Origin of the sequence: Kitasatospora sp. NPDC059803 (genome assembly GCF_042732255.1) — a bacterium.
In the GTDB taxonomy this organism is placed as follows: domain Bacteria; phylum Actinomycetota; class Actinomycetes; order Streptomycetales; family Streptomycetaceae; genus Kitasatospora.
This window is the reverse complement of the sequence record NZ_JBHWIJ010000001.1, coordinates 118,883-127,106: the sequence shown is the minus strand read 5'-3', so window position 1 is coordinate 127,106 and position 8,224 is coordinate 118,883. Positions and strand designations below refer to the sequence as shown.

The window sequence follows — 8,224 nt, the reverse complement described above, 5'->3', positions numbered from 1 at the left end:
GGGGGGGGGGGGGGCGCGGGCGGGGCCCCGCCGCACCCGATCGCCTCGGGAACCTCCTCTCCGACCCGCCGCCGCCCGCCCCGTCCGGCAGCCCGACCGGCCTGACCGAAGGCCCGACCGAAGCCGCGATCGGAGGCCCGACCGAAGCCCTGACCGGCCCGCCGGTACCCGCGGGCGCAAAGGCGCCCCCGCCCCAGCCGGACGCGCTCGCCCTGCTGCTGCCCGTCTTCTCCGCGATCGACCGCGTCCACGGCGGAGGCCAGGCCCGCACCGCACTCGCCGCGTTCCTCTCGACCACGGCGGCGCCCATGCTCGCCGCACCCGCCCCGCCCGTCCGGCACTTCGGCATCCTCGGAGCCACCGCCCGACTGTGCTACCTGTGCGCCTTCATGCACATCGACGACGACCTCAACGGCCTCGCCGGCCAGTACTACCGCCTCGCCCTCGACCTGGCCCGGCACGCCGGCGACACGGCCGCCCAGGCGATGACCCTGCGCGCCATGGCCACCCAGGCCTACGAACTCGGCCACCGGCGCCAGAGCCTGCGCCTGGCGCAAGCCGCCGCCGACTGCCGCATCAGCTCCTCGGCGCCGCGGCTGCGCGCCTCCGTCCTGGGGCAACTCGCCCTGTCCGAGGCCGCCGTCGGCGATCGGACGGCCGCGCTGCGCCACATCGGCGACGCCCGCGACCTCCTCACGAACGCCACGGGCCCGCCGCCGCCGATCGGCGACTACCACCGCGCCTCGTGGGACCACCAGCGGGCCCTCGTCGGAGTCGAACTCGGCGACCCCGCCGGGGCGATCAAGCTCCTGGAGGTGTCCGCCGCCCGCAGGCCCCGGGGCGAGTCCCGCTCCCGTGCCGTCATCCTCAGCAGGCTGGCCGAACGGCAGCTGGCGGCCGGGCACATCGAAGCCGCCTGCGCCACCTGGCACGAGTTCCTCGACGTCTACCCGCTGCTGGCTTCCCGCCGGGCCCATCTGGCCAGGGCGCGGATGCCCGGGCTTCTGCTCCCCCACCGCCGACGGCCGGCCGCGGACCACCTCATCCAACGGGCCACCGCCCTCGGGCGCGTCTGACGATTCGCGCCCGCGGCACCGTCCGGGCCTTCTCCCCGTCAGGGCCGGCGCGGAGTCCGCGCGAGGACGTCGGTCGCGACCTCCGTGACCGTACGGTGGTAGGCCACGCTCACCGGCCCCAGGCCGCCGATCGCCCCGACCACCGCGTCTGTCGCGTCTCCGGCGCCCTCGGCCGCCCGCAGCGGGGCGATCACACCGACAGTCGCCGCCGCCGCGATCTCCTCGGGCCGCAGGGCGTTCAGACCGTTGAACGCCACGAACGTGCCGGAGCGGATCGACGCCGCCACGGCACTGCCGGCGGAGACCAGCACCAGGTCGCTGGACTCCGCCACCGCACGGACGGCGCGCCGCCGGTCGGAGGAGCGGTAGCACCACTGATCGGGGTGCTGGCCTCGAAGCAGCGGGAACCGTGCGCGCAGCACCCCGAGGATCTCCGCGACCTCCTCGACCGGTGAGCACGGGTGCTGGACGAAGGACAGCCGCTCGGGATCGACGGACCGCAGGGCCTGCGCCCCGGCCGCGTCGGCCACCCGGACCCGCCCCGCCTGCTGCGCGCCCGCCTGCTGCGCGGCGGGACCAGCCGGGGCGAAACCGCCGCCGCCGAGCACGAGGACGGTGTCCCCGCGAGCCTCGTACTGCCGGACGGCGGCCCACGTCGCGGCCGCCCGCGGACACTCAGCCTGCCCCGCGCCCCCTGCGGACGGGGCGAGCCGGTTCAGGGGCTGGGACGGGACGACCGGGGTCGGCCCGCACGCGGGCTCCGACGCGCAGACGATCAGCCGCCTGGTCCGCACCGTGGCCGACCAGACGCGGACGGCCTCCGCCGCCACCGCCTCCTGGCGGGCCGGAGCGATCACGGCGATCCCCACCACGGCCCCGTCCAGGTCGATGTAGGTCGTGGCGAACAGCCGCCCGCCCCGGCCCGCCGGCAGGATCCCGCCGGCACCGATCCGGGAGGCGAACCCGCGCTCGTGGAGCCACCCGGCCACGAGCGGGGCCGCCGGGCAGGTCACCGGTCCGCGCGTCGGATGGACGTAGCCGGACAAGACGGTGATCGGACCGTCAGGGCCCGATGCCACGTCGGACTGCTCCGTCAACCGGGACCGGTTCATGCCGGCTCCTCCCAAGGGTGGCTGGCCACGTCGTTCGGCTCCGGCGAGGATCGAAGATCGAAGATCGCGGATGCCGTTGGTGATCTTCCGAGTGTGCCCGGTGAAGCCGCGTCGGCGAGCTGCGGACAGCGCCGTGGACAGAGGTGTCGCCGACGGGCGTCCGACAGCACTCCGGCGACGGCAGCGGGGGCCGGAGCGGGCGACGGGCCGGGTGTGAAAGTCGGATCTCCATGAATCCGACCCGCCAGTGAGCCACATGCGAATGGAAGTCGCATTGTCCTGGCGGTCGGACGGCCGGAATCCACTCCACAGCACGACGATTCACCGGCGACACGATTAACCTGAACGCCACATTCGGACAAGAAGTCGAGTCGACCACATGAACCACGAACTCCCTTACTTTCGAGCCGAGTTGAACCAATCTCCGACCGGTCACGCCGGACGCCCCGGCGAACCCCCGGAGTTCGGGGCAAAGGTTCCGTGCGCACGCGAATAGTCCAGCCCGCGACGGCCTGCGTGGCGCGATGCCACCGGCGCTGGAATATTGCTAGAAGTGACGGCAGTCACACGCAATGGAGTTCGATGTGCGCTTCGCGACGCGCGATGTCCGCCGCTCGGTCATCGTCAGCCTCATGGGTACCACGCTCGTCTGGTACGACTTCTTCCTCTACGTCAACGCTTCGGTGCTGGTCTTCAAGCACCAGTTCTTCCCCTACCTCTCGCCCTTCGCGGCGACGCTCACCGGCATCGGCCTCTACGGGGCAGCGCTGGTGGCACGGCCGGTCGGCGGGGCGCTCTTCGGGCACCTCGGCGACCGCCACGGCAGGCGCCCCGCCCTGGTCGGCGCGCTGCTGCTGACCGGGGCCTCCACCGGCCTGGTCGGGCTGCTGCCCGGCTACGGCCAGATCGGCTTCGCCTCCCCCCTCCTGCTGGTCACGCTGCGCCTGCTCCAGGGGCTCGGCCTGGGCGGTGCGTGGGGGGCCGCCACCGTCGTCGCGCACGAGTGCGCCGAACCGGGGCGCCGGGGGCTGGTGTCGAGCTGGGCCCAGATCGGCGCGCCGGCGGGCAACCTGCTGGCGTTCGGGGCCATGACGGCGGTCTCCGGTGCGCTGACCCCCGCCCAGTTCATGACCTGGGGCTGGCGACTGCCCTTCCTGCTCTCCGCCGTGCTGGTGGTGGTGGGGCTGTGGGCCCGGGCGCGGATCGAGGAGACCCCCGCCTTCCGGGCGCTCGCCCTCACCGGGGCCCGCAGCCGGCGGCCGGTCGTTGAACTGATCGCCCGGCACCGCAGGCAGCTGCTCATCACCACGGCGATCACCGCCGGAGCCGACGTCGTGCTCTTCGGCTTCTCGTTCAACTACGTCCTCACCCTGCTGCGCGTCGCCGGCCTGTCGCTCAACGCCCTGATCGCGCTCTCGCTCCTCGCCCCGCTCGCGTTGATCACCCTGATCCCGTTCTTCGGCGCGCTGTCCGACCGCTACGGGAGACGACGGGTCTGCCTGGCCGGGACGATCACCATGGCGGTCTGGGCCTCCTCGTTCGCGCCCCTGCTGCGCTTCGGCTCTCCTCCGGTCCTGGTGCTCGCCTACCTGCTGTCGCTGGTGGGCTTCGCCGCGATGTACGCCCCCCAGGCGGCCCTGGTCTCCGAGCTCTTCCCGAGCCGGGTGCGCCTCAGCGGAACCGCCGTCGGCTACCAGCTGGGCGGACTCCTCGGCGGCACCCTCGCCACCTACCTGACCGCCGAGGCCACCGACTGGTTCAAGTCCCCGGCCGTGACCCCGCTCTACGTCCTCGCCGTCCTGGTGGTCAGCGGCACGGCGCTCCTCACCCTCGCGCGCCACGGCGAGGACGACGGCTCCCCCGCAGCGGCCGGGCCCTCGGGCTCCGGGTTCCCCACCCCGTCGAGCCGTCCCACAGCCCCGGCCCCCGGACTCCCCGGGTGAGCCGGCCCGCAGCACCACCGGGTTCCCCCACCCCAAGAAAGGCACGACCCCATGAAGCACCCCATCGGTATCGCGGCCGCCGCCCTCGCGGCCGGCACCCTGGTCGGCGGACTGCTCGTGTACGACACCTCCGCCGCGGGAGTGCCCCAGGTCATCACCTGTGAGGACAACTTCACGATGACCTTCAGCTCCGGCCTCACCCTCGTCCCCCAGGACAACATCACGGCCACCCTCGGCAACCCCAAACTACTGAACTGCACCGGTGACGCCCCCATCACCCAGGCCGACTACGTGGGGACCGGCCTCGGCAACGGCGTGACCTGCGCGGCCGGCAGCTACCAGAACGCGCCCGGCACCCTGCAGCGCGTCACCTGGGAGACCGCGAACGGCCAGCCCACCACGGAGGACCCGGGCACCACCGACTTCACCTGGGACATGCAGCCGATCCAGGACCTGCTCAAGTCGAGCAACCCCCTCAGCGGCGGCATCACCGCGGGCCGCTACAAGGGCGCCACCTGGACGGTGGTCCTCGACCCGGTCAAGTCCAACATCGACCTCACGGCCTGCAGCACCCCGACCGGCCTGAAGTCGATGACGCTGGACGGGACGGTCACCATCACGCTGCCCACCGGCACGCAGTCCCCCACGCCGACACCGACCTCCACCTCCAGCCCGACCGCCACCGCCACGCCCACCCCCACGCCCACTGCCACACCTACGGGCACCCCCACGCCTACGGCCACCCCCACGGCCAGGCCCATGCCCGTCCCCTTCGTCCCCGCGCAGGACGCCTGATCCCGAACGGGCGCCCCACCGCCACGCTGCCGCAAGCCCCGCCCCTCGCTGCGGAGCGGGCGGTGCCCGGCAGGCTCGGGCCGGGCAGGACGAGCCTCCCGGACACGGCGGCCTGACGAAGCACTGGGCCCCGACGCCGATCAACCCGGCGCCGGGGCCCAGCCCGCTGGTCTAGTAGACGAGCGTGATGCAGCCTCCGCCGCCCGCGGTGCCCGCGGTGCCGTCCTCGCCGGGGGTCTGGGGGTCGTCGAAGTTGCCGACGTAGTCCTGGCCGTCGCCGCCGTCCCCGCCGTCCCCGCCGTCGCCGGTGCCCACAGGGCAGGCGGCCGGCACATGGGCCCCCGCTGCACCGCCTTCGCCGCCCACGCCGCCCGTGCTGCCGGGGACGGTCTGACCGACGGTGGCCGGTGTCACGTCGACGCCTTCCTCACCACCGGCGCCGAGGTCACCGTCGGATCCGCCTGTGCCGCTGGGCCCTCCGCCCTCGCAGGCGGAGGCGGGGACGATGCCTCCGCCGTGGCCTCCCTCGCCCCCGGCGCCGCCGAGCACGCTGCCCGCGCCCCCGCCCCTACCCCCGGGACGTGACCCGCCGTCCACGGCTGCCAGGACGACTGCGCCGCCAGTGAGGGTGGACCGGCCGCCGGCGCCCCCGTCGGCGCCGTCGACGCCCGGGTCGGCCTCCTCACCGCTGGCGCCTCCCGCTCCACCGGCTCCGCCGCTGCCGACCGTGAGGGTCAGCACGTCGCCGGGGGTGACGGCCAGGGTGCAGGTGACCCGGGCGCCTCCTCCGCCGCCGCCTCCCGCCCCGCCCCCGCCGCCGCTCTTGAAGAGGCCGGTGCCACCTCCGCCGCCCCCGCCACCTCCCCCGGCACCTGCCGCGACGAGGGTGACGGTGATGCCGGTGACACCGTCCGGGACGGTGAACGTGGCGTCGGTGGTGAAGGTCCGGGTGGTCGCGTCCCGGGCGGGCGCGGTTGCGCCGACGGGCAGCACCAGCGCCCCCGCGAGGCATCCGGAACCGAGGGCGGCGCGCACCCTCCGGGGGCGGGCAGGCCTCACACGGGCTCCGGCCGTCACCCAATCGTCGTAGCTCATGCTCAAACAGTGCTGTGGCCACGATCCTCCCGCGACGCCGGAGGGGGGATCGGGTGACCCGGCCCGTCCGCGGCGGGGCGCCCGCACCGACCACCTGGCCGCCCCGTCCCGCTGTCCGGGTGAGACACGGAGTGCGACGGTGCCGCACAAATGCCGGTTGATCGAGTACCGACGATCCTTGGCGCCAAGGCACTACACCGACGAACAGGAAGAGGGGCACACGATGAGGCGTCTGATGGTGGCGGCGGCCGCGGGCGGGTTGCTGGCCGTAGCGATCCCGGGGGCGGCCGGGTCCGCGCACGCCACGGAGGTACTGAAAGACCTGACCTGCTCAGGGCCGGTGACGCTGACGTTCAAGAACCCGGTGACCGACGCGGCGGCATCGAACTCTTACACGGTCGAAGGCACTCTCGACGACTGTTACAGCGCCGCCGGAACCAACTCGAACGTCGACCACGGCACGATCTCCTCGGTCGGCACCGGGACGTTCTCCTGCCTGTCCTACCACCCCTTCTCCGGAACGACGACCTTCACCTGGTACGACGTCAACAACAGGGACCTCGGCCGCACCACCGTCTCCTTCCAGGGCGGGGAGAAGGGCAACTCGGGTGGCAGCGAGGTGACCAACGACGAGACCGGCATCACGGACGTGACCAGCACCCTCCTGCCCCTCAACAGCTACCAGGGAAGCTTCGACCTGTCCGGCATCACCGGCTCCTGCGACACCGGAGTGACGGCCCTGACCGGGAAGCACGAGGTGGACTTCAGCCTCGCCTCGCTCTGAGCGCACAGCACGCGCTCTCGAGCCCCCGGGCACCGTCCGCCGCCCGGGGGCTCGCCATTCCTGTGGCCACTGTTCGGAAGGCGTACACCCTTGCCGCGTTGACTCCGGCACGGTGAACGGAACAGATTCCGTCAAGCGCGTTGACCAAAAAGCTACATGACGATATGTCAGTGTACGAGCCGTTGGGCCAGGAGCCCGCTTCACCGCTACGTGCCGATGGAGGCGCAGACATGGTCGATGGAATCCGCGAAGAGGACGAGTCCGGCGGGCCGGGGGCAGCACCGGTGGCACGCCGAAGCCTCCTCCGGGCCGCAGGACTGGGTGCCGCCGTGGTGGGCCTGGGCGCAGCCGTGCCCGTGACAGCCGCAGCCGAGGACCGGTCCGCGACCCCCGCAGTCAGCACCCGTCGGCCGGACGTGCTGAACAGCGTGAACCTGTACTGCTCGGCGGACGCGGGCACCTACATGGGCGGCGGGACGGCCACCGTGCAGGTCACGGTCGGCAACTTCAGCAGCACCGCGGCCACCGGACCGGTGTCGCTGAAGGTCATCACCCCGTTCTACGCCAACGTCGCGGCGCTGCCGTCCGTCAGCGGCGGCACCTCCCGCTGGCTGTACCAGAACAGCGCGCCCGACGTGCCCTCCGTCATCCAGGTCTCGTTCAACGGCTTCCCGGCGAACACGGCCGTGACCGTGCCGGTCACCTTCACCCTGCTGTCCGGCGCCCCCAACATCCCCCCGATCGGCCGGGCGATCTTCACCACCGACGCGAGCAACACCACCGACATGGACAGCGATCTGACCCGCAACGTGTGGGAGTTCGGCTTCGTCCGCTCCAGCCTGGCCGCCCCGCCCCCCGGCAACGCCAACCTCTACTTCACCTCCCCCCAGCTCCCCCTGATCGCCGGAGGTCCGTCGGCCGAGATCCCGTTCCACTTCTACAACGGCGCCGGCACCCTGTTCGACGGCACCCAGAGCCCCGCGAACTTCACCTTCTCCACCCCCTTCTACACCCAGGTCCCCACCGCGGGCCGCCCGCCCGGCCTCACCGCGCTGTACGAGAACAACGACCCCGCCATCCCCTCCGTCTACCGGCTCTCCGTCCCGCCGGGGCTCGGCGCCCTCGGGCCGCAGACCCCGGCCACCATCGGCATCCCCTACCTGATGCAGAGCGGCGGCCCGAGGGAGTACACCGTCTCCTCCGCCATGATCACCCCCACCGGCAGCGACACCCAGGGCGACCTCACCATCGCCCACCACCACTTCGGCATGGTCTCCGTCATCGACACCGCCGTGTAGCCCGGTCGGACCACCGGCACTGCTCCTGGTGTGCTCGGCCCGGTGTCCCGCGCCGGTCCCCCGCGCGCACAGCCCACCCCCCCCCCCGCGCCGCCCGCCGGCGCGTTGGGCAGCCCTTGGG

At 73.1% G+C, this 8,224-nt stretch carries 7 protein-coding genes; 5 read left to right on the top strand and 2 right to left on the bottom strand.

Translation table 11 applies throughout. The features are described from left to right. Positions 1-1,076 (top strand): tol-pal system YbgF family protein (locus ACFV6I_RS00610; RefSeq protein ID WP_380423128.1); only part of this gene is annotated, 1,076 nt, incomplete at its 5' end. Between the two features lie 38 nt (positions 1,077-1,114). On the opposite strand, the gene ACFV6I_RS00605 is transcribed toward ACFV6I_RS00610, so the two are convergent. Continuing rightward, positions 1,115-2,188, bottom strand: a complete 1,074-nt coding sequence (locus tag ACFV6I_RS00605) for a hypothetical protein (protein ID WP_380423127.1) — start codon at positions 2,186-2,188, stop codon at positions 1,115-1,117. Positions 2,189-2,820: 632 nt separating this feature from the next. Between ACFV6I_RS00605 and ACFV6I_RS00600 the strand changes: the two genes are divergently transcribed. After that, positions 2,821-4,131: an MFS transporter gene (locus ACFV6I_RS00600; RefSeq protein ID WP_380423126.1), complete on the top strand. Its 1,311-nt coding sequence runs from the start codon at positions 2,821-2,823 to the stop codon at positions 4,129-4,131. A 51-nt stretch (positions 4,132-4,182) separates the two neighbouring features. Next, on the top strand, positions 4,183-4,926 hold the full coding sequence (locus ACFV6I_RS00595) for a hypothetical protein (protein WP_380423125.1): 744 nt from the start codon (positions 4,183-4,185) through the stop codon (positions 4,924-4,926). A gap of 171 nt (positions 4,927-5,097) precedes the next feature. On the opposite strand, the gene ACFV6I_RS00590 is transcribed toward ACFV6I_RS00595, so the two are convergent. Then, positions 5,098-6,021, bottom strand: a complete 924-nt coding sequence (locus ACFV6I_RS00590; RefSeq protein WP_380423124.1) for a hypothetical protein — start codon at positions 6,019-6,021, stop codon at positions 5,098-5,100. Between the two features lie 223 nt (positions 6,022-6,244). Here ACFV6I_RS00590 and ACFV6I_RS00585 point away from each other — a divergent pair, with 223 nt between their 5' ends. Beyond that, positions 6,245-6,805, top strand: a complete 561-nt coding sequence (locus tag ACFV6I_RS00585; RefSeq protein WP_380423123.1) for a hypothetical protein — start codon at positions 6,245-6,247, stop codon at positions 6,803-6,805. A gap of 230 nt (positions 6,806-7,035) precedes the next feature. After that, complete coding sequence (locus tag ACFV6I_RS00580; protein WP_380423122.1) at positions 7,036-8,103, top strand: hypothetical protein; 1,068 nt, start codon at positions 7,036-7,038, stop codon at positions 8,101-8,103. The last annotated feature ends 121 nt before the right edge of the window (positions 8,104-8,224 follow it).